Origin of the sequence: Amycolatopsis sp. NPDC004625 (assembly GCF_040609695.1) — a bacterium.
Classification (GTDB): domain Bacteria; phylum Actinomycetota; class Actinomycetes; order Mycobacteriales; family Pseudonocardiaceae; genus Amycolatopsis.
On the sequence record NZ_JBEXKX010000035.1, the window covers coordinates 89,236 to 109,240 of the forward strand.

A 20,005-nucleotide genomic window follows, 5' to 3' on the forward strand; every position below is an offset into this window, starting at 1 on the left:
GTGAGCCGGCGTTCCGAAGACGCGACGCCGGGCTACGAGGACAACGCGGCGCTGCGCGGGTTCGGCGGTTACGAACCCGCGGACGCCCCGCGAGCGAAGCCGAAGCGGATCCGGCCGAAGGCGAAGCCGCTGAGGTGGCGGCGGGCGCCGTGGTTCGGTCTGGTGTTCATCGCCCTGGTCGCGGGCGTGCTGAACGCGCTCGGCGCCGGAAAGCAGCACCCGGCGTCGTCCTCGCCGCCGCCGTCGCCGCAGGTGGCGACGCCGTCACCGCGGGCCGCGGTCCCGGCCGTGGTCGCGGGCTGGCAGTCCGTGGCGGGTCGCGACGGTTCCTACGCCTACGACGTCCCGCCGAACTGGCAGCCGGCGCCGGGCACCCAGCACGGCTGGGCCGGGATCAGGCTGATCACGAGCGCGTTCCTGGCCAAGTGCGGCGGAGCGGGCGTCACGACGGAGCCGTCGCCCGACCTCGAAGCGGCCGCACGCAAGGCGGCGACGGACCTGGCGACGGCCGCTTTCGGCGGAGTCATCCAGCTGGGCCCGGCGTCGGACGCGCAGGTCCCGAAGGCCGACGGCACCGGGGTGCCCGGCCGGCTCGTGGTCGCCGAGGTGACCCCGGCGGTGGCGGGGGAGTGCGCGCCCCGGCATGCGCTGGTGGCGGCGCTGGCGTTCGGCGGGAACTCGGGGACGGCCGGCGTGGTGGTGGCTTACGCGGACAGTGCCCGTTCCGGCCGGGAGGAGCTGGAGCGGATCGTCCGCAGCTACCGGTTCGTCCCGGCGGCGAACCGCTAGAGCGGGCGGCTTTCGTACGCTTCGAGGTCACCGACGATCCAGCCGTGGGTGAATTCGTCTTCCGCGGCCGTCGCGCCGACGACCGAACGGACGAAGAAGTCCTCCTGGGTCACGTCGATGTCGTCGTCGAGCATGGCGATCGAGTCGGGCCACGCGTCGGGGACGTGCTCGATGAGGATCTGCATCGGGGCGTTGCGCAGGTCGGCGTCGACACTCGAACCGGCGATCTCCAGTTCGGTCTCGGGAGGGAGCTTCTCGACGATGTCGAGGGCTTCGTCGTCGAGGGTGATGCAGCCGGTGAGGTCGACGTGTTCGAGGGCGGTCAGCGGGGTCAGTTCGCCGATGTCGGTGAGGAGGGCGCTGCTGCCCAGGGCGATGCTGCGGAGGCCGGTCATGCCGCCGATGCCGTGCAGGCTCTCGATTTCGGAGTCCGGGGCGTCGAGTATCTCGAGATTGGCGCATCCGGTGAAGGTGCTGAGGTCACTGAGGGGCCACCCGGGGATGCTGAGCGATCGCAGGGCGGAGAGGGAAAGTTCGGCGGTCTCCGTGCTCGGAAGTTCGAACCCTTCCAGCTCCAGGTTCTCGAGCTTGCCGAGGGTGTTGAGAGCGGCGAGGTTGGTCAGCTCGATGCCTCCGGCGGCACCGATGCGAAGGTCGGTCAAATGAGGAAGCGCAAGAAAGAAGGCGCAGTCGAGGACAATCCGGTCAGGACCTTCTTGCACGAAATACAAATCCAAGGTCGCGAGACTCTCGTTCCGCTGGTAGCGGATTCCGAAGGTCAGCGGGTCGTCGACCACGACGTTGGCGATCCAGAGGGATTGGAGGCCGGGCAGAGTCAGGAATCGACCGAGCAATCCACCGCCAACCGAGCACTCCAGGGTCAGCCGGGCCAACCGAGTGGTGGTCGCCGGCCCGTCGGCCACCCAGAGCCAATTCATCGAGATGGCGTGCACGAGGTAGTCGCGGCTGAGACGTTCGGTGAAGGGAATTCGAGTCGTGTCCCGCAGTTCCACCGATGTCGGTGCCTGGAGGTCGCGCAGCACCTGTTCCGCGTATTCCGCGGGGGGAAAGAAAGACCAGGCATCGATCAGGCTCTGCGCGAGCGATCGGCGAAGCGCGACCGGAAGGTCGATCAGGACCTTGAGCGCTTTCGGGCTGGCGATCCGGCCCAGCGCCTCCACACAGCGTTCGAGCGCGTGGTCGTTGTCCACCGCGGTGACCAGGAACTGCTCGATCAGCCCGACGCTGGTGTCCCCGCCCGCCACCAGCTTCAACATCGCGTCGCTGTTCAGCGGCGGCACCAGTGATCCGAGGTACGACTCCAGCCTGCGGGTCACGCTCCCGTCCACCCGCAGGCACGCGTCCACGCAGCTCATCACCAGGCTGTACAGCTGCTCCTGATCCTGCGGCGAGGCGCTTTCGGCCTTCGACAGCAGGCTGGCCAGCAAGCCGGTGGCTTCGACGGGCCGCGCCATGCCGACGGCCAGCGCGATCACTCCCGCGAACGAGGGATCGCCCGACCGGTACAGCAGCGCACCGAAGTCACCTTGATTGCTCATCCAGCGCGCCGCCAGGTACTCCAGGAACGTCCGGTGGGCGAAGTCGAGGACGCCGGTCGCCGGTTCGCGCAGGATGGACCGCTCGACGAGATCCTGCAGCGCTTCTTCCGCGGTGATCGTGTCCTCGCGCAACAACCGGAGCGTCTGCCCGACGTGGCTGAGGGCCTTGTCCTTCGCGATCTCCGAATGATCGTTGCGGATCAGCCACTGCGCCAGGTCTTCCAGCAGCGCGAGCCGTTCCTGTGGACCCAACGGCGAAATCGCGAGGTTGCGTTCCGTGTCCCGGCGCCCGGCCAGCATGACCAGCGCCGTCTCGTACAGCTCGAGGCGTCGCCGGGGCAGGCTGCTGACGCCCTTCCGGGCGTACGCGAGCGCGCACAACACCGCGCACAGCAACGGCGTGCGGGCCAGGTCGAGCAGCGCCGGGCTGTTCAGGATGTGCTCGGCGACGAGGTTTCCCTTCGCCCGGTGGCCGTCCTGCTGCTCCTTCGGCAACGAACTGCTCGTCGACACGTGCCAGCGCCGGACCAGCGCCGAAATCTGGTCCGGGCCCATCGGGTCCAGCTGGGCCGCGGCGAAGCGGCTCAGCTTCAGGCCCGGGTGGCTCAGCGCCGCCGGGCGGCCGCTGAGGATGAACACGTTGTCCGGGAACGTCGCCAGCAGGTCGTCCAGCCAGGTCTGGACCGCCGGGCGGCGTGTGCTCGGGAGCTCGTCGAGGCCGTCGATCAGCAGGATGGCCCGGCCGTTCGCCAGCAGGTCCGTGCACCAGCGCGCCGGCTTGCGCGCGCTCAGGCCCGCCGCCACCTCGTCCGTCAGTTCCTCGACCTCCGGCAGCGGCCGCTCCACGTAACGCCGGAGCCGCACGGACAGCGGGATCTTGCCCTTCCACTCCTCGAGCTGCGGCGGCAGCTGCGCGCGGGCCGCCGACACCGCGATCCAGTGCAGCAACGTCGTCTTGCCCGAACCCGCTTCCCCGATCAGCACCAGGGGATTGGCCGCCGCCAGGACGTTCACCACGTCGTTGCGGCGGCCGCCGGACCACGTGTGGTCGTCGTCCCACCGGCCGCCGGCCGCCGACAGTGCCACGAAGGCCGGGGTGAGGGCGTACCGCTCCACCGAACGGGCCAGGTCGATGCCGAGGATTTCCAGGTGGTCCAGGCGGTTGCTGACCGCGCGCAGGTAGTCCGTCGTGTACGCCGCCGCCGAGAGCTGGTCGTCGACCGCCTCGTTGCGGGCCCGCTGCCGGCGGGGGACGCTGGCGAGCGCCGTCTCCAGCGCCTTCGGGAGGTCGGTCTCGCGATCGAGCGCGCCGAACAGCGCGTCGCGGCGCAGTTCGGGGACGCCCAGGTACGCCCCGGCCAGGAACGCCGTGACGTCGGACAGGAAGTAGCCCTCCGCCGGGGACCGCGCCTCCCCGAGGAGCGGCCGCAGCGCCGCCGCTTCGGCCGCGTGGGACTGATCCACCAGCCGGAGGCGGGACGTGACCTGCCGGAAGAACCCGGTGTCGCTGACGCGGTAGGTGGCGGCGGCTCGTTCGAGGTGCTCCAGCAGCACGTCCTCGAGGTCCTCCAGCAGCCGGTCCGCCTTCCGCTTCTCCTTCCGGTCGCGGCCCAGCGCCGGGATGTCGTCGCGGGACGGCCACCGGTGCAGCCGCAGCAAGGCCGACAGCAGGGCACCGGCGACGGTTTCGACGGTGTGGCCGGCCGGCTGCTCGACCGCGTCGAGCAGGGCGAACGCGAACTCGGCGGCGTGGCGCGCGGCGACCTCCTGGCCCCCCGCCCGGTCGGCCTCCGCCTTGCCGGACAGCAGGTCGCTGATCCCGCGGATGACGCCGATCGAGACGCCCGACCGGGCCGAAGCGGCCTTGACGAACCCCAAGCCCTCCTGTTCGGTCGCCACCACCTGGCTGTAGTGGCGCCGGATGACGTCCGCGGTGGGGGCCTCGGCGTCCGCGACCACCTTGCCGCCCGCGGCGATCGGCTCGACGACGACGGCGAACCCGCCGGTCAGCTCGTGCCGCAGGTACCGGGCGGCCTGCACGAGGTCGTAGGACGCCGAGCCCACCTGGCCGCGCGGCAGGAAGACGTCGGCGCCCTCCTTGCCGTACTCGTAGCCGTGCACCTCGGTGGCGAACACGACGTCGCCGAGCGAGACGTCCTTGACGCCGCCCGCCACGCCGACGAAGAGCGCGACGCCGGGCGAGAAGTGCTGGAGCGCGCGTTCGGTCGAATAGCTCGCTTCTTCGTTGCCACGGCCGATCTCCGCGACGGCCACCCGCCAGCCGCCCGACGTCCCGACGAGGTACCGGCTGCCGTGGGCGTGCGTCTGCCAGACCGCACCGGACAGCCGGTCGGCGACCGCCGTGAACTCGACCGGCAGGGCGGTGAGCACGACCGCCGTCCGGGTCATTCCCGCGAATCCACGCCGGAAGGTGCGCGCAGGCGGTCCCAGTTCTTGCTGTCGCGTTCGATGGCCCGGTTCAGCTCGCCGTAGATGCGTTCGACGTCCTGTTTCAGCGCTTCCGGCGACGGGTCCTTGCTCGTGCAGTAGCGCAGATCCCGCGAAATGTTCTCCAGATCGCGGACCGTCTGCGTCCGCAGTATCCACAGTTCGCGGTGGGAGAAGAAGGCGTCGGCCGCCGCGAGCACGGTGATCAGCGCACCCAGGCCGAGGGCGATGTTCGCGAACAGGTCCGCGTAGCCGTCGAAATGCCGCAGGCCGAGCAGGACGCTGATCGTCGCCGACAGCAGGACGGTCGAGAGCCGCAGCCCGAACGCCTTCCGCTTGTCACGCTTGCGGCGCTTCGAGTATCGGCGCAGCTGCTGGTCGAGTTCGGAGCGCAGAAAAGCAAGCTCGCCGGTGGGCTCGTCGGGCACGACGTCGAATGTAGCACCGGCGCTCCGGTCGTTTTGCCGCTTCCGCCCGGCGCGCGGATTCGGCAGGCTTCGGTGCATGAGCGGGGATGAGGAACGACGGCTCGCCCGCGTGCGGGCCGTCGCGTTCGGGGTGCTGGGCGTGGCGGGGTTCGTGCTGCTCTTCGGGCCGTTGCTGGCCAAGGCCGGGAGCTGGCTGGTCGAACCGCGCGCGCCGGACTGGTGGGGCGCCTCCGGGCAGTGGGTCGGGGGCATCGGCACGATCGCCGCCGTCGTGGTCGCGTTGTGGATCGCCATCCGCGACGGCCGGCTCGCGCGTGAGGACCGGCGGGCACGCGACCTGCGCGAACGGCAGGAACAGGCCGCGAAGGTCACGGCGTGGATCGAGTACGCCGGCGGCCACGGCTACATGGTCGTGTCCAACGCGAACGCCGAAGCGATCAACCACGTCGTCGTCTCGTTCGACCTCGTGCACCACCTGCCGATGACCGGCTCCACCCTGCACCGCGGTCCGCAGATCGAGGCCGACGAATACCTGTACGCCATCCTGCCGCCCGGGAAGTGGCGGATGCCGATCCGCGAGGAGTGGCGGCGCCCGGACATGACCCCCGGGGTGATGCTGGCGTTCACCGACTCGCGCAACGGCCACTGGCTCCGCCTGACCGACGGCCGCCTGATCCCGAAGGACCAGGACGTCGTCGGCCGGCGGAAGATCCGGTTCCCGCAGCGGATCAGCGTGCCCGAGAGCTACTGACCAGCTTCGCCAGCTGCCGCAGCCGGACGTCCGGGAGGTAGGCCCGGCTCAGCGCCAGGCCGATCCGCGGCAGGTCGGCCTCGTCGCGGAAAGCCAGGTACAGCGGGACGTGCCGCGGCTGGAACTTCGCCTTGAACGCGTGCAGGGAGCGGAATCCGTAGTACGGCTCCATCACGCCGCCCAGTGACTCCAGCGCCCGGTCCACCGGGCGGGCCGCGAAGCCGGTGCTGCGGGCCAGGGGCGCTCCCGACAGCGAGACGAACCGCGCGCCTTCGTCGCGGAAGGCCAGGCACGCCGAGGCGATGAGGAACTCCATCACCGGGCGGAAACCGTGGGGGCTGCGGCGCATGACGTCGAGCGTCCAGCCGCCGATCGTGCCCGCGCCGGTGTGGACCGGGAGCCACGATGTCACGCCGTGGACCGTGCCCTCCGCGTCGACCGCCAGGCCGACCCGGGTGGCCGGGTCCATCGCCTCGTCGAGCCCGCCCAGGGTGAAGCCCATCTCCGGCATGGCCTTGCCGGACATCCACTCCTCCGACAGCGCCCGGACCTGGGCCAGGATCGGCTCGGGCTGGTCGGCCAGGCGGACCAGCCGGAACTCGATGTCCTGCTTGGCCGCCTTGTTCAGCGCCGACCGGACGTCCTGCCACGCCTTGCCGCGGAACTCCAGGCCGTCGAGGTCGAGCACGTTGTCCTCGGCGACCTGGACGTGCTGCCAGCCCAGCTCGCGCGTCGCCGCGACGGTGGCTTCCGTCGCCGAGAACACGCACGGCACCAGGCCGGAGTTCTCGCACATCAGCGCGAATTCGGTGACCGTGGCCGCCGCGGTGCCGTCCGGGGCGATCGGGTCGCCGAGTGCCACCGCGACCCCGGCGTGCCGGCGGTAGGCAAGGTAGGACCGGCCGTCCTCGCGGACGAAGTAGGTGTTGCGCGGCCAGGTCGTCATCCACGACAGCGTGCTGCCGCCGTGGTGCCCCAGCAGCGTGCGGGCCAGTGCCGGCCCCGGGCCCTGCGCGTGGCGCCGCAGCCGGCGTCGCGAAGGCACGCGGAAGGCGTGGCGCGCGGCGATCAGGACCGCCAGCTCGACCGTCCACAGCAGATTGTCCACGAAGAACAGCGGCAGGCCGGCGGTGTCGTAGTCCCCGCCGAAGACGTCGGCCACCCCGAGGGCCGTCGCGACGGCGAGCCCCTGCAGCGTCACGAACGCCGAGAGCCCCACGGCCCAGCGCCACGCGACCCGGCTGCCCTTGCGCAGCCCGTTGAGCATCGGTACCACCAGCAGGACCAGGACGCCGAGCTCCGGTGCCGACAGCGAAACGCCGTCGTCGGAGCCGAACGGGCCGTCGCCGGGCACCAGGAACATCACGATCTCGGCGATGGTGAGCAGCAGCAGGCCGGCGACCACCAGCACCCGCCACTCCCGCAGGTTGGGGCCCGCCTGCTCACCCGCGCGCCGCGCGCCCACCAGGCGCTTCCCGAGCGGGAGCGCCAGCAGCAGCGCGAAGAAGTGCACGAGGTCGGCCAGCGTGCCGACGTAGACGATCGCGACCCCGGCGTACACGCACAGCCCGGCCCGCAGCCGCAGCGCCCACGGCGGCCGCAGGGTTGCGCTGGCGATCGCCACCGCGGCGAGCGCGCCGCCGGAGAACCCGACGTCGAGGCTGCCCGCGACGCGCTCGGCCCACAGCCAGCCGGAGTTGCGGGACAGCGCCAGGAACTGCGTCGCGACGAGCACCGAGGCGAACTGGCCGCCGATGGTCACGGCCATCGCGCGCCGTGTTCCCAGCTGCCACTCGGCGAAGCTGGCGAAGAGCGCGAAGCTGCCGACCATCGGGAGGTAGTACCACGGGATGACGGCGAAGAACGGCCCGGTGAGCATCGTCCACCACCGGCCCGCCTCCAGCGACGGCAGGCCGTAGGCGACGATCGGGAAGCCCGCGCGGTCTTCGGCCGCGTTCCACAGCGCTCCGGTCGCGACGGCCAGCACCAGCATCGCGAGCGTGACGCTGCTGGTGAACGGCAGCCGCCGTCTCAGCACCGCGACCGTGCCGCGGATCCGTCCCCCTCCGGCGGGCTTGCCCGCCGCCTCTGTTTCGGTCATGCGGAGAAGTCTTGCGGGCCGGGCCCGCTCGTCACATCAGGCAAGGGAACGAGATTTCCCCTAGGGGTATCGTCCTTTCGGCTGAGGGTCGTCCCCCTCGAAAGGACGACGTCAGCCGAGCACCGCCCGCCGCACCGCATCGGTGTCGGCCAGGTCCGGCAGCACGGTGTGGGCGCCCTCCGCCAGCAGCTCTTCGGCGCTGTAGTGGCCGGTGGCCACGGCGACGGACACCGCCCCGTTGTCCACCGCGGCCCGGACGTCGTTCGGGGTGTCGCCGATGACGACCACCGCGTCGGCGCCGAATTCGGTGCCGTGCTTGGCCGCGGCCAGCCCCATCGCGTGCGGGACCAGGTCGGGGCGGTGCACCGAGAGCGTGCCGTAGCCGCCGATCTCCAGGTCGAGGTGCTCGTCGAGGCCGAACGCGGCGAGCTTGTGCCGCGAAATCTCCGGCAGGTTGCCGGTGACGAGCGTCTGGACGACGGCACCGTCGGCGGCGAACGCCGCCAGCGCCTCGGCCGCGCCCGGCAGCGCGCGGGCCGTCTCGGGGAAGGTGTGCTGGTGGCGTTCCGACTCCGCCACCAGGGCCTTGAACAGCGCCTGGACCGTCTCCTCCGCGGCTTCGAAGCCGTTCGCGGTGAGCAGGTCGGTCGTCGTGGCGCGCTCGGTCCGGCCGCCGAACACCGGGCGCACCCGCAGCGTCGCCCCGGTCGCGGCGGTGAACGCGGTGCCGTACCAGGTCGAGCCCAGTTCGGTGAAGTCCACGAGCGTGTGGTCGATGTCCCAGAGCACCAGGCGCTTCTTCGTCACGAACCCGAGGCTACCGGGGCCACTATTCAACACGTGTTGACTTCCCGGGGGCCGGGTCGTACCTTGGGGCGTAATTCAACGTGTGACGAATAAATGGAGGCAGTGATGACCCGTCCCGTCGGGGCCCTCGCCCTGGTCGCCGCCGTGGCCGGCGCCCTGGTGGCGGTGGTGCTCGGATTCCTCACCTTCGGCGCGCAGGCCACCGTCGCGCCCGACGGCGTCCCGGTCGCCGTGGCCGGCCCGCCGGAGATCGCCCAGCGCATCGCCGCCCACGGCGGCGGCCAGCTGGCCTGGACCGTCGCAACTCCGGGCGAAGCGCGGCGGCTGCTGGAAGACAAGAAGGTCTACGGCGTGCTGGAACTCGCCCCGGGGCCGGCCGCGACGGTCGTGACGTCGGGCGCGGTCAACCCGGCCGGCACCCAGGTCGCGCAGCAGGCGCTGACCGGCGCCGCGACCGCGCTGGCCGGCCCGCCGAAGCAGGAGGTGCTGCACCCGGCGGGCCTCGCGGGCCGGATCGCCCCGCTGGCCGCCAGCGCGCTGGCCTGGATCGGCGCTCTCGTCGCGGGGCTGGCGCTGACCCAGCTCGCCCGGCGGACCGGCCGCACGATCGGGGCCGGCGCCCGGTTCCTGCAGGTCATCGGGGCCGGTGTGCTGATCACGGCGGTGGTGGCCGGATTCTTCGCGCTGTGGGACTCGACGCTGCCGCTGACCGCGGACGTCCTCGGGTTCGTCTTCCTCGCCGCCACGGCCTTCGCGGCGCTTCAGGCCGGTCTGCTGCGGCTGCTCGGGCTGCGGGCGATGGCCGTCCTGGGGCCGCTGTACCTGGTCGCGCCCGCGGTGGCCGGGCAGGTGCCGGAGCTGCTGAACCCGGCCTACCGCGCGCTCCTGTGGTCGTGGACGCCGTTCCGGTTCTCCACGGAAGGCCTGCGCAGCCTGCTGCAGGGCGTGCCGGGCGCGCCCGACGTCACGACTGCCGTGTGGGTGCTCGGTGCCCTGCTCGCCGCGGGCCTGCTGGTGACCCTGTGGCCGGGCCGGTCAGCCCGCGAGGAGGCTGAACCGCACCTTGCGGACGGGGTTGTCGAGGTTGGTGTCCACTAGGCAGATCGACTGCCAGGTACCCAGGGCCAGGACCCCGCCCAGGACCGGGATGGTCGCATACGGCGGCACCAGCGCCGGGAGCACGTGGTCACGGCCGTGACCCGGGCTCCCGTGCCGGTGCCGCCAGCGGCCGTCGCGGGGGAGCAGCTCGTCGAGGGCGGTCAGCAGGTCTTCGTCGCTGCCGGCGCCGGTTTCCAGGACGGCCAGCCCGGCGGTGGCGTGCGGGACCCAGACGTGCAGCAGCCCGTCGGTCGCGTCGGCGTCGCGGAGGAAGGCTTCGGCCTCGTGGGTGAGGTCGTGGACGACGGCGGCGGAGCCGGTGCGGACCTCGATCTCGGTGGAGTACATGGCTCCCAGGGTAAGGCTCAGGAGTCGAGGTAGCGCAGCACGGCGAGCACCCGGCGATTGTCCCCTTCGGACGGTGGCAGGCCGAGCTTGCCGAAGATCGACGTCACGTACTTTTCGACGGATCCGGCCGAGAGGAACAGCTTCGCGGCGATCGCCGAGTTCGACCGGCCCTCCGCCATCAGGCCCAGCACCTCGCGTTCGCGCGGGGTGAGGCCGTCGAGGGCGTCGGTCTGGCGCGTCGCCGAGAAGAGCTGGCTGACGACTTCGGGGTCGAGCACCGTTTCGCCGTCCGAGACCCGGCGCAGCGCGTCGAGGAAGTCCGACACCTCGGCGACGCGGTCCTTCAGCAGGTAGCCGACGCCGCCCGCGCGGTCGGCCAGCAGCTGGGCCGCGTACTTCGTCTCGACGTACTGGGAGAACAGCAGCACCGCGCAGCCCGGGAGTTCGCGCCGCAGGGCGATCGCCGCCCGCAGGCCCTCGTCGGTGTGCGTCGGCGGCATCCGTATGTCCACAATGGACACGTCGGGGCCGTGGCTTTCGACCGCGGCCCGCAGCGCTTCGGCGTCCTTCACCGCGGCGACGACCTCGTGGCCGCGGAAGGTCAGCAGCTCGACGAGACCCTGGCGCAGGATGGTGGAGTCCTCCGCGATGACGATCCGCATGCCGCGACCCTAGCGGGGCAGCGGCACCCGCGCGGTCACTTCGGTCGGACCGCCCGGCGGGCTGGCGACGATCAGTTCGCCGTCGACCGTCCGCAGCCGTTCGGCGACGCCGGCCAGCCCGCCGCCGGGGACGAGCCGGGCGCCGCCGCGGCCGCCGTCGGACACCCGCAGCCACAGCGCGTCCCGCTCCTCGGTGACCTGGACCAGCGTCGTCCCGCCGTGCTTCGCGGCGTTCGTCAGCAGCTCGGCGGCGCTGAAGTAGACGATGGTTTCCAGCGACGGCGGCGGCCGGCGCGGCAGGAAGACCGCGACCCGCGCGTCGATCCCCGACGTGGCGACCAGGGTGGCGAGGGCGACGTCGAGCCCCGCGTCCAGGGCGGCCGGGTGGATGCCGCGGGCGAGGTCGCGCAGCTCGGTCAACGCCTGCTTCGCGTTCGTGTGCGCCGCTGTGACCAGCGCTTTCACTTCGGGGAGGTCGACGTCGGCCAGCTCGTCCTTGGCCAGCCCGAGCTTCATGGCCAGCGCGACGAGCTGGGCCTGCGCCCCGTCGTGCAGGTCCCGTTCGATGCGCCGCAGCCGCAGGGCGGCGTCCTCGACGGCGGTCGCCCGGCTCGCCTCGAGGTCCCGCACCCGTCCGGACAGCTCGCGTTCGCCGAGCAGCCCGACGACCATCAGCCGATCGAGCGCGACGAAGGCGTGTGTCACCCACGGAAGGGCGACGAGGACCAGCAAGCCGGACGCCGACCAGGCCAGCGCACCCGGCCAGTGGTCGGCGCGGATGCCGAAGGTGGGCAGGTCGTGTTCGCCCAGCGGGAACCAGAAGAGGCCGAAGGTGGTGGCGGCGAGGCCGTAGAAGGTCCCGGAGATGACGGTGCTCAGCCCGGCGAAGGTGAGGGGGAGGCGCAGGAGGAGGTACCCGGCGGCGCGCCAGCCGGCCGCATCGCCGACGCGCGCCTTCACCCAGCTCCAGAGACCGGGCTTGAGTTCGGGCAGCGCGGGAGCGGGGACGCTGACGCCGAGCAGGGCTTTCGCGAGCCGCCGGTGGGCGGCCCCGAGCCCACGGGCGTAGAAGACGGCGCCGGCGAGCACGAGGAAGCCGAGGAGGACGGGAGTCAGCCAGAGGCCGAGCGCGAGGACGAGAAGGAAGCTGAGCAGCGAGACGACGGTGAGCGGGCCGGCGAGGCACAGCCAGAGGTATTCGGCCCAGAAGTCCCGCGCGGCGAGCGGGCCGAAGATGCGGCGGAGGGGATGGAGGCTGGTCACGGATTCAGTCTCGCCCGGGGCGGCGGGCGGGCCCATCCGGTTTTCCCCCGAGTGGGGCCGGGGAGGCCCCCGTTTCAGCGGGAGGGATCTCGACCGGCGAGGGAGGCTCGGGGCGACGAGGCCCTGGCCGAGCTGGAGGTGCTGGTCGGGGACGACGACCTGGCCGGCGAGGCCACCCGGATCACCACCCGGATCCGCGTGGCCGGCGAGACCACCCGGGTCAGCAACCGGATTCGCGGGCTGCTCACCGGCATCCACCCCGCTCGGGAGCGGGCCATCGGCCCGAAGGCCAGCCACCCGGCCGCGCTGGAAATCCTCTCCCGCTGCGGCGGCACTTGGCCGCCTACGCCGGTATTGCCCCGGTCACCCGCAGCTTCGGCACCGGCATCGAGGGCGAGCGCCCCGCTCGGACCGGCAACCGGCAGCTCAGCGCGCGTTCTTCCTCGCCGCGTTCGCGGCGCTGGCGGACCCGGTCAGGCGGGCTTGCTACGACCGCAAGCGAGCCGAGGGCAGTCGCGCGATAGTGGCCCGGGTGCGGCCGGGGAGGCCCCCGTTTCAGCCGAGGCAGGCGCCCGGCAGTGGCGCGGCCGCCGGTTGCGGCTGGGCTTGGACACGGCCACTCTTGCCGGCGGGCGGATCCGCGCGCACGGCACCCACTACCGCCGCCCCGAACCAACACCTGACCCGGCCGCGGGGGCGCCCCCCGTCTTCCACGCTACCGGCGGCCACCGACAGTCCGGCGCCCGCGCCGGCCGCGCCCCACGAGTCATCCACAACCCGGCCGGGCTGTGGATGACTCGTGGGGCGCCGCTCAAGGCGTGTCCGGGTCGTCCTCCCGAGCGCGCTGGGCCGCTTCGCGCATCTCGATGACGTCGGTGAGCCAGTCGCCCGTTTCCTTCGCGACGTCGCGGATCGCGCCCGTGATGATCGAGACGATGTTGCCGACGTGCGTCGCCGCTGATTCGGTGATCACCTGCAGGGTGTCCTTCTCTCGTTCGAACTGGCCCACCATGTCACCCTCACGCTGCTCGGAGCTGCCGGTCGGGTTCCACGGTAGTCGGCGACGGCGACGAAGGAAGGGCCAGCTTGACGATCTTCTTCGCCACCGACCACAGCTGCCTGCGCAGCGGCCCCGTGTGGTACGGCAGGCCGTACTTCTCGCAGATCGCGCGCACCTCGCCCGCGATCTGCGGGTACCGGCGCGCCGGGATGTCCGGGAACAGGTGGTGCTCGATCTGGTGCGACAGGTTGCCGCTCAGGATGTGGAACAGCGGGCCGCCGGTGATGTTCGCCGAGCCCAGGATCTGGCGCAGGTACCACTGGCCGCGTGACTCCGACGCCGTCTCCTCCTCCGTGAAGCTCTCCACGTCCGCCGGGAAGTGGCCGCAGAAGATGATCGCGAACGCCCAGAGGTTGCGGGTCAGGTTCGCCGTCGCGTTGCCGAGGAACGTCAGCGGCGCCAGCGGGCCCGTCAGCAGCGGGAACAGGACGTAGTCCTTGCCGACCTGCCGGGACGCCTTCCGCACGATCTTCTTCAGGACCGGCACGTTGTCGGCCCAGGTCCGCGAACCGTTGACCACGTTCTCGACCTCGAGGTCGTGCAGCATCACGCCCCACTGGAAGAAGATCGCCAGCAGCGTCGCGTACACCGGGTTGCCCAGGTAGTACGGGTGCCAGTTCTGGGCCTGGTCCATCCGCAGGATGCCGTAGCCGACGTCGCGGTCCTTGTCGACGATGTTCGTGTACGTGTGGTGGATGTAGTTGTGCGAGTGCCGCCAGTTCTCCGCCGGCGCCACCGTGTCCCACTCGAACCGCTGCGAGCTCAGCGCCGGGTCGCGCGTCCAGTCGTACTGGCCGTGCATCACGTTGTGGCCGATCTCCATGTTGTCCAGGATCTTGGCCAGCGACAGCGCGCCGACGCCGGCCAGCCACGCCGGCGGGAAGAACCCGGCGAACAGCAGCGCCCGGCCGGCGACCTCGAGGCCGCGCTGGGTCTTGATGACGTTGTGGATGTAGTCGACGTCCTCCTGGCCCAGGTCGTCGACGATCCGCTGCCGCAGCGCGTCGAGTTCGCGGCCGAACTCCTCGACCTGTTCCGGGGTCAGGCGGTCCTGCAGACCGGTCATGGCAGTTCTCCCTAAGCGTCGATCTCGACGTCCCCGACCGGGACGGAGATGCAGAGCTGGATTTCTTCGTCTTCGTCGCCGGAAACCTCGCCGGTGCGCGCGTTGCGGACGCGCCCGGCCGTCTTCCGCTGGGTGCACGAGAAGCAGATGCCCATCCGGCAGCCGTGCTCCGGCGACAGCCCGGCCTCCTCGGCCTGCTCCAGCAACGGCTTGCCGGAGTTGGCGCACTCGCGGCCGCTGCGCTTGAACCGGACCTGGCCCTCGGCCGCGGAGGTGTCGAAGGTCAACGCCGGCGGCGTGAACTCTTCGGTGTGCACGCGTTCACCCAAGTGCTCGCGCACCGCGTTCATCAGCGGCGGGGGGCCGCAGACGAACGCTTCCGCGTCGCGGAACCAGGGCGCGACCCGCGAAAGGTGCTCCGGCGAGAAGAACCCGTTCAGGTCGCCACCCTTCGAGTGGGTGTGGGCGTGCACGACCCGCAGCCCCGGGTGCCGGGCGGCGAGTTCGGCCAGCTCGGTGCGGTACAGCGCGTCGGCCGGGCCGTTCGAGTACTGCACGAACACGATCTCACCGGGGTGCCCCTCGTCGACCAGGGTGCGGGCCATCGCGAGCACCGGCGTGATCCCGCTGCCGCCCGCGATCAGCAGGAGGCGGTCCGGGCGCACCGCCGGCAGCGTGAACCCACCGTCCGGAGTGGACAGGTTCAGCACCGAGCCGACGCCGGTCGCGCGGTTCAGGTGGCCGGACACCAGGCCCTGCTCCTTGACCGTGAACTCCAGTTCGCCGTCGTACTGCGAACCGCACGGCGAATAGCAGCGCGTGCGCCGGACGCCGTCGATCTCCACCTGCACGCGGACGTACTGGCCGGCGGTGAAGCCGGGCCACGCGCGGCTGGGCCGCACGGTGAGCGTGACGCTGTCCGGCGTCTGCTTGCGCACCGCCGTGACCAGCCCGCGGACCTCGCGCCGGACCAGCATCGGGTCGACGAGTTCCAGGTACCGGTCCATCCCGTGCGGCGTCAGCAGCGCCTCGGCCAGCGAGGCGAGGCCGCGCACCCGCCGGGGGATGAGCGCCGTCATCTCCGAACCTCCTCGGTTACAGTGAACGACTGTGCACTCAACAGTGCACTGCAGGAGTGGACAGCCTGTCAACGCGAGACCCCGAGGATGTGACGTGAGCAACGCGGTGGACACCCGTACGCTGGAACCTGTGTCCGAACCACTGACGCCGGTGAGCCGCCAGGAGCGCAAACTGCGCACCCGCCAGGCGTTGCTGGACACCGCCCTCGAGCTGCTGGCCGACCGGCCGTTCGCCACGCTCTCCCTGCGCGAGGTCGCGAAGGGCGCCGGCATCGTGCCGACGGCCTTCTACCGGCACTTCGCCTCGATGGAGGAACTCGGTGTCGCGCTCGTCGAGGAGACCACCCGCACGCTGCGCGGCATGATGCGCTCCGCCCGCACCGATCCCGACACCTACCAGGGCATGATCAGCGCCTCGGTGGCCACGGTGCACCAGTTCGTCCGGGCGAACGAGGACCATTTCCGGTTCCTGACCCGCGAGCGCTACGGCGGCGGCCCGCTCGCCCGCGCGATCGGCGTCGAGCTGCGCCTGTTCTCCGGCGACCTCGCGATCGACCTCGCCCGGTTCGCGCCGCTGCGGTCGTGGAGCACCGAAGACCTGCACATGCTGGCCGACTTGATCGTTTCCGTGATGCTGACGACCATTGTCGAACTGCTGGAGGCCCGCCCGGCCGACGACGCGAAAATCACCGGAACGGCGGAAAAACGGCTGCGTCTGGTGCTGCTCGGCGTTCCGCACTGGAAATCGGCCTGAACGTTTCACGCACGACGTTCGTACTTCCCGGCACAACGTCGAGACTTGCGACTCACGTCACTGGGGAGTGTCGGTCCGGCGTGGTACAACCCTCGGATCGTGCCTCGCCGATGAGGAGGTCGTGTGACGGACAGCGAACAGAGTCAGCAGCTCACCGTGGGTGTGGTGGCCGAATCACGCCCCGGGGAGCGGCGGGTGGCCCTGGTGCCCAAACTGGTCGGGCGGCTCGTGCAGCGCGGGCTGCGCGTCGTCGTCGAACCGGGTGCCGGCGCCGGTGCGCACCTGAGTGACGACGCGTACACCCAGGCGGGCGCCGAACTCGGCGACGCGTGGGGCGCACCGATCGTCGTGAAGGTCAACCCGCCTTCGCCCGGGGAAGTCGCGAAACTGAGCCGGGGCGCCGTGCTCGTCGGCTTCCTCGATCCCCGCGGCAATCCGGAGGGGCTCGCGAAGCTCGCAGATGCGGGCCTGCGCGCGTTCGCGATGGAGGCGGTCCCGCGCATTTCCCGGGCCCAGGCGATGGACGCGCTGTCGTCGCAGGCGAGCATCGGCGGCTACCGCGCCGTGCTGCTCGCGGCCCAGAAGCTCCCGCGGTTCTTCCCGATGCTCACCACCGCGGCCGGCACCGTTCCGCCGGCCAAGGTGCTGGTGCTCGGCGCGGGCGTCGCCGGGCTGCAGGCGCTGGCCACCGCGAAACGGCTCGGCGCGCAGACCACCGGCTACGACGTCCGGCCGGAGGTCGCCGAGCAGGTCAAGTCGCTCGGCGCGCAGTTCCTCGACCTCGGCATCGAGGCGGTCGGCGAAGGCGGGTACGCCCGCGAGCTGACGCCGGAAGAGCGCGAGGAGCAGCAGCGGCGGCTCACCGAGGCCATCACGAGGTTCGACGTCGTGATCACCACCGCGCTGGTCCCGGGCCGCAAGGCGCCGACCCTGGTCACGGCGGACGCCGTCAAGGGCATGCCCGCCGGATCCGTCGTGGTCGACCTCGCCGGCGAGACCGGCGGCAACTGCGAGCTCACCAAGCCGGGCGAGGATGTCGTGGAGCACGACGTCACCATCTCGTCCCCGCTGAACCTGCCCGCCGAAATGCCTTCGCACGCCAGCGAGCTGTACGCGCGCAACGTCGTCGAGCTGCTGGAGCTGCTCGTGACGAAGGAAGGCGCACTGGAGCTGAACTTCGAAGACGAGATCGTCGCCGGTGCCTGCGTGGCCGGGCGCGAAGGGAGCCCGTCATGAGCCCGCTGGTGCAGAACCTGGCGGTGCTCGTGCTCGCCGGGTTCGTCGGCTTCGCCGTCATCTCGAAGGTGCCCAACACGCTGCACACGCCGCTGATGTCCGGCACCAACGCCATCCACGGCATCGTGCTGCTGGGCGGCCTGGTCGTGCTCGGCCTCGGCGTCGACGGCGTGTTCAACAAGATCCTGCTGGTGATCGCGATCGCCTTCGGCACGATCAACGTCGTCGGCGGCTTCCTGGTCACCGACCGGATGCTGTCGATGTTCAAGGCCAAGAAGCCCGTGCCCGGTGAGGAGGACGAGAAGTGACCGACTTCATCGCGATCCTCTACATCATCGCGTTCGCCCTCTTCATCTACGGCCTGATGGGCCTGACCGGCCCGCGCACCGCCGTCCGCGGCAACTGGATCGCCGCGGTCGGCATGGGCATCGCCGTCATCGCCACGCTGCTCACCCCCGGGATGGGCAACTGGGTGCTGATCGCGCTCGGCGTCGGGATCGGCGTGGTCGTCGGCGTCCCGTCGGCGCGCAAGGTCAAGATGACCGCGATGCCGCAGATGGTGGCCCTGTTCAACGGCGTCGGCGGTGGCGCGGTCGCGCTCATCGCGTGGGTCGAGTTCAACTCCACCGGCGGCTACGCGCACGAGCCGGCGTACATCGCGATCGCATCCCTGTTCGCCGCGATCATCGGGTCGATCTCGTTCTGGGGCTCGAACGTCGCCTTCGGCAAGCTCCAGGAGCTGATCAGCGGCCGCCCGATCACCCTCGGCAAGCTGCAGCAGCCGGTCAACGCGCTGCTCCTGCTCGTCGCGGTCGGGTGCGCGGTGCTCATCATCACCGGCGGCGACAGCGAGCTGCTGATCATCGGCCTGCTCGTCGCGGCGGGCATCCTCGGGCTCACCGTGGTGCTGCCGATCGGCGGCGCGGACATGCCGGTGGTGATTTCGCTGCTCAACGCGTTCACCGGGCTCTCGGCCGCGGCGATGGGCCTGGCGCTGGACAACACGGCCCTGATCGTGGCCGGCATGATCGTCGGCGCGTCCGGCTCGATCCTGACGAACCTGATGGCCAAGGCGATGAACCGGTCCATCCCGGCGATCATCGCGGGCGGCTTCGGCGGCGGGCCGGCGGTTTCGGCCGGCGGCGGCACTAAGGAAGCCCGCCCGGTGCGTTCGACCAGCGCGGCCGACACCGCGATCCAGATGGCGTACGCGAGCAAGGTCGTCGTCGTGCCGGGCTACGGCATGGCCGTGGCGCAGGCGCAGCACACCGTCCGCGAGATGGCGAAGCTGCTGGAGAAGAAGGGCATCACGGTCGCGTACGCGATCCACCCGGTCGCCGGCCGGATGCCCGGGCACATGAACGTGCTGCTCGCCGAGGCCGACGTGCCCTACGAGCAGCTCAAGGAGATGGACGAGATCAACTCCGAGTTCGCCCAGACCGACGTCGCGCTGGTGATCGGCGCGAACGACGTCACGAACCCGGCCGCGCAGACCGACCCGAGCTCGCCGATCTACGGGATGCCGATCCTCAAGGTCAACGAGAGCCGGTCCGTGATCGTCTTGAAACGCGGGATGGCCTCGGGCTTCGCGGGCATCGACAACGACCTGTTCTACGATCCGAAGACCAGCATGCTCTTCGGGGACGCCAAGTCGTCGGTGGGCGAGATCGTGGAGGAACTCAAAGCGCTATGACGACCGGGTCGGATGTTCGTGCGGCGTTCACGGACCCGGCCGAGAATCTCGCGTTCGACGAAGCGCTCCTCCGGGTTGCGCCGGAGTCACCCGTGGTGTGGCTCTGGCGCAACCCGGTTTGCGTCGTGGTGGGGCGCGGGCAGCGGATCGCGCGCGAAGTGCGCGTCCCGGAGTGCGAGCGCGACGGCGTCCCGGTGCTGCGGCGGGCCAGCGGCGGCGGCACGGTGTTCCACGACCCGGGCAACCTGAACGTGACGCTGGTCCTGCCGGGCCCGGCCGACCGGCCGCTGGAGGCGCTCGGCCAGGTGATGAGCGCCGCCGTCGACCAGCTCGGGCTGGTGCCGCGGATCGGTGACCGCGGCCTGTTCGTCGGCGAGGCGAAGCTGTGCGGGTTCGCCGTCTTCCGCACCAAGACCGGCCTGCTGGCCCACTCGACGCTGCTGGTGGAGACGACGGCCGGGCTCGTCGGCCGCTACCTGACCGGCGCGCCGCCGGACCCGCGGCCGCTCGACTCCCACCGCAGCCCGGTGGCGTCGCTGGCCGAGCACGGGCTGCGGCCCGGGTTCCCGGCGGTCGAGGCCGCGGTGCGGGCGGCGGCGTCGCAACTGCTGGGGACGCTCGTGCCCCGCCCGCCGTCCGCGGCCGAGCTGGCGCGGCAGCGGACGTTGCTGCACACCCGCTACCGCTACCCCTCCTGGCACGCCGACGGCGCCCAGCGCGCCGCCTGAGCCGTCCCCGGACGCGCTGCCGCGGCTGGTGGGGGGGGGGGGTGGGGGGGGTATGACGACCCACAAAACCACACCCCCCCGCGGGCGGCGGCGGGGATGGGTGTATAGTCGGGGCCCGGGGGGGTGGGGGGGGGT

18 protein-coding genes and 1 pseudogene are annotated in these 20,005 nt (G+C 71.4%); 9 read left to right on the top strand and 10 right to left on the bottom strand.

Translation table 11 applies throughout. The annotated features are described in order from the left end of the window. Positions 1-789: a hypothetical protein gene (locus ABZW17_RS32660; RefSeq protein ID WP_354822810.1), complete on the top strand. Its 789-nt coding sequence runs from the start codon at positions 1-3 to the stop codon at positions 787-789. Here ABZW17_RS32660 and ABZW17_RS32665 read toward each other — a convergent pair. Next, complete coding sequence (locus ABZW17_RS32665) at positions 786-4,757, bottom strand: NACHT domain-containing protein (protein WP_354822812.1); 3,972 nt, start codon at positions 4,755-4,757, stop codon at positions 786-788. The genes ABZW17_RS32660 and ABZW17_RS32665 overlap by 4 nt on opposite strands. After that, complete coding sequence (locus ABZW17_RS32670; RefSeq protein WP_354822814.1) at positions 4,754-5,224, bottom strand: DUF4231 domain-containing protein; 471 nt, start codon at positions 5,222-5,224, stop codon at positions 4,754-4,756. Before ABZW17_RS32670 ends, ABZW17_RS32665 begins: the two co-directional genes overlap by 4 nt. A 76-nt stretch (positions 5,225-5,300) precedes the next feature. Here ABZW17_RS32670 and ABZW17_RS32675 point away from each other — a divergent pair, with 76 nt between their 5' ends. After that, positions 5,301-5,975: a hypothetical protein gene (locus ABZW17_RS32675; RefSeq protein WP_354822816.1), complete on the top strand. Its 675-nt coding sequence runs from the start codon at positions 5,301-5,303 to the stop codon at positions 5,973-5,975. Here ABZW17_RS32675 and ABZW17_RS32680 read toward each other — a convergent pair. Further along, the gene (locus ABZW17_RS32680; protein WP_354822818.1) at positions 5,953-8,076 is read right to left on the bottom strand and encodes a DUF2156 domain-containing protein; all 2,124 of its coding nucleotides are present in this window, start codon (positions 8,074-8,076) and stop codon (positions 5,953-5,955) included. The genes ABZW17_RS32675 and ABZW17_RS32680 overlap by 23 nt on opposite strands. A 111-nt stretch (positions 8,077-8,187) precedes the next feature. Beyond that, on the bottom strand, positions 8,188-8,883 hold the full coding sequence (locus ABZW17_RS32685) for a haloacid dehalogenase-like hydrolase (protein WP_354822820.1): 696 nt from the start codon (positions 8,881-8,883) through the stop codon (positions 8,188-8,190). A gap of 105 nt (positions 8,884-8,988) precedes the next feature. Between ABZW17_RS32685 and ABZW17_RS32690 the strand changes: the two genes are divergently transcribed. Beyond that, entirely contained in the window at positions 8,989-9,981 is a 993-nt protein-coding gene (locus tag ABZW17_RS32690; RefSeq protein ID WP_354822822.1) for an ABC transporter permease, read from the top strand. Here ABZW17_RS32690 and ABZW17_RS32695 read toward each other — a convergent pair. From ABZW17_RS32695 to ABZW17_RS32705, 3 genes are read right to left on the bottom strand one after another with little or no spacing between them, the layout of a single operon-like run. Then, a complete protein-coding gene (locus ABZW17_RS32695) occupies positions 9,919-10,329 on the bottom strand; it encodes a secondary thiamine-phosphate synthase enzyme YjbQ (protein ID WP_354822824.1) in 411 nt (136 codons plus the stop codon). The two genes, ABZW17_RS32690 and ABZW17_RS32695, sit on opposite strands and share 63 nt — an antisense overlap. Before the next feature lie 17 nt (positions 10,330-10,346). Further along, positions 10,347-10,991 carry a response regulator transcription factor gene (locus ABZW17_RS32700; RefSeq protein WP_354822826.1) on the bottom strand — a complete coding sequence of 215 codons (645 nt, stop codon included), beginning with the start codon at positions 10,989-10,991 and terminating at the stop codon, positions 10,347-10,349. A gap of 9 nt (positions 10,992-11,000) precedes the next feature. Next, on the bottom strand, positions 11,001-12,290 hold the full coding sequence (locus ABZW17_RS32705; protein ID WP_354822828.1) for a sensor domain-containing protein: 1,290 nt from the start codon (positions 12,288-12,290) through the stop codon (positions 11,001-11,003). A gap of 75 nt (positions 12,291-12,365) precedes the next feature. On the opposite strand from ABZW17_RS32705, the pseudogene ABZW17_RS32710 reads away from it, so the two are divergent. Beyond that, positions 12,366-12,762 (top strand): annotated as a pseudogene (locus ABZW17_RS32710) (transposase); the annotation flags it as partial. Positions 12,763-13,065: 303 nt separating this feature from the next. On the opposite strand, the gene ABZW17_RS32715 reads toward ABZW17_RS32710, so the two are convergent. The 3 genes from ABZW17_RS32715 to ABZW17_RS32725 are packed head-to-tail and all read right to left on the bottom strand — an operon-like array spanning position 13,066 to position 15,459. Then, a complete protein-coding gene (locus ABZW17_RS32715) occupies positions 13,066-13,266 on the bottom strand; it encodes a hypothetical protein (protein ID WP_354822830.1) in 201 nt (66 codons plus the stop codon). A 7-nt stretch (positions 13,267-13,273) separates the two neighbouring features. Continuing rightward, the gene (locus tag ABZW17_RS32720) at positions 13,274-14,380 is read right to left on the bottom strand and encodes an acyl-CoA desaturase (RefSeq protein WP_354822832.1); all 1,107 of its coding nucleotides are present in this window, start codon (positions 14,378-14,380) and stop codon (positions 13,274-13,276) included. Between the two features lie 11 nt (positions 14,381-14,391). Further along, complete coding sequence (locus tag ABZW17_RS32725) at positions 14,392-15,459, bottom strand: FAD-binding oxidoreductase (protein WP_354822834.1); 1,068 nt, start codon at positions 15,457-15,459, stop codon at positions 14,392-14,394. 94 nt (positions 15,460-15,553) lie between these two features. On the opposite strand from ABZW17_RS32725, the gene ABZW17_RS32730 reads away from it, so the two are divergent. The 5 genes from ABZW17_RS32730 to ABZW17_RS32750 all read left to right on the top strand — a co-directional run bounded on the left by ABZW17_RS32730 (position 15,554) and on the right by ABZW17_RS32750 (position 19,870). Further along, complete coding sequence (locus tag ABZW17_RS32730; RefSeq protein ID WP_354822836.1) at positions 15,554-16,213, top strand: TetR family transcriptional regulator; 660 nt, start codon at positions 15,554-15,556, stop codon at positions 16,211-16,213. 123 nt (positions 16,214-16,336) lie between these two features. After that, positions 16,337-17,449: a Re/Si-specific NAD(P)(+) transhydrogenase subunit alpha gene (locus ABZW17_RS32735; RefSeq protein WP_354822838.1), complete on the top strand. Its 1,113-nt coding sequence runs from the start codon at positions 16,337-16,339 to the stop codon at positions 17,447-17,449. Further along, entirely contained in the window at positions 17,446-17,757 is a 312-nt protein-coding gene (locus ABZW17_RS32740) for an NAD(P) transhydrogenase subunit alpha (protein ID WP_354822840.1), read from the top strand. Before ABZW17_RS32735 ends, ABZW17_RS32740 begins: the two co-directional genes overlap by 4 nt. Then, positions 17,754-19,142 (top strand): NAD(P)(+) transhydrogenase (Re/Si-specific) subunit beta, encoded by a 1,389-nt coding sequence (locus ABZW17_RS32745; protein WP_354822842.1) that lies wholly within the window; start codon positions 17,754-17,756, stop codon positions 19,140-19,142. Before ABZW17_RS32740 ends, ABZW17_RS32745 begins: the two co-directional genes overlap by 4 nt. After that, positions 19,139-19,870 (top strand): lipoate--protein ligase family protein, encoded by a 732-nt coding sequence (locus ABZW17_RS32750; protein ID WP_354822844.1) that lies wholly within the window; start codon positions 19,139-19,141, stop codon positions 19,868-19,870. Before ABZW17_RS32745 ends, ABZW17_RS32750 begins: the two co-directional genes overlap by 4 nt. Positions 19,871-20,005: the final 135 nt, after the last annotated feature.

What these genes read in the sequence shown, in the direction of transcription:
- ABZW17_RS32665 (WP_354822812.1), bottom strand. Translation starts at nt 4,757, where the DNA reads ATGACCCGGACGGCGGTCGTGCTCACCGCCCTGCCGGTCGAGTTCACG.
- ABZW17_RS32675 (WP_354822816.1), top strand. Translation starts at nt 5,301, where the DNA reads ATGAGCGGGGATGAGGAACGACGGCTCGCCCGCGTGCGGGCCGTCGCG.
- ABZW17_RS32680 (WP_354822818.1), bottom strand. Translation starts at nt 8,076, where the DNA reads ATGACCGAAACAGAGGCGGCGGGCAAGCCCGCCGGAGGGGGACGGATC.
- ABZW17_RS32690 (WP_354822822.1), top strand. Translation starts at nt 8,989, where the DNA reads ATGACCCGTCCCGTCGGGGCCCTCGCCCTGGTCGCCGCCGTGGCCGGC.
- ABZW17_RS32695 (WP_354822824.1), bottom strand. Translation starts at nt 10,329, where the DNA reads ATGTACTCCACCGAGATCGAGGTCCGCACCGGCTCCGCCGCCGTCGTC.
- ABZW17_RS32700 (WP_354822826.1), bottom strand. Translation starts at nt 10,991, where the DNA reads ATGCGGATCGTCATCGCGGAGGACTCCACCATCCTGCGCCAGGGTCTC.
- ABZW17_RS32705 (WP_354822828.1), bottom strand. Translation starts at nt 12,290, where the DNA reads ATGGGCCCGCCCGCCGCCCCGGGCGAGACTGAATCCGTGACCAGCCTC.
- ABZW17_RS32715 (WP_354822830.1), bottom strand. Translation starts at nt 13,266, where the DNA reads ATGGTGGGCCAGTTCGAACGAGAGAAGGACACCCTGCAGGTGATCACC.
- ABZW17_RS32720 (WP_354822832.1), bottom strand. Translation starts at nt 14,380, where the DNA reads ATGACCGGTCTGCAGGACCGCCTGACCCCGGAACAGGTCGAGGAGTTC.
- ABZW17_RS32725 (WP_354822834.1), bottom strand. Translation starts at nt 15,459, where the DNA reads ATGACGGCGCTCATCCCCCGGCGGGTGCGCGGCCTCGCCTCGCTGGCC.
- ABZW17_RS32740 (WP_354822840.1), top strand. Translation starts at nt 17,446, where the DNA reads ATGAGCCCGCTGGTGCAGAACCTGGCGGTGCTCGTGCTCGCCGGGTTC.
- ABZW17_RS32750 (WP_354822844.1), top strand. Translation starts at nt 19,139, where the DNA reads ATGACGACCGGGTCGGATGTTCGTGCGGCGTTCACGGACCCGGCCGAG.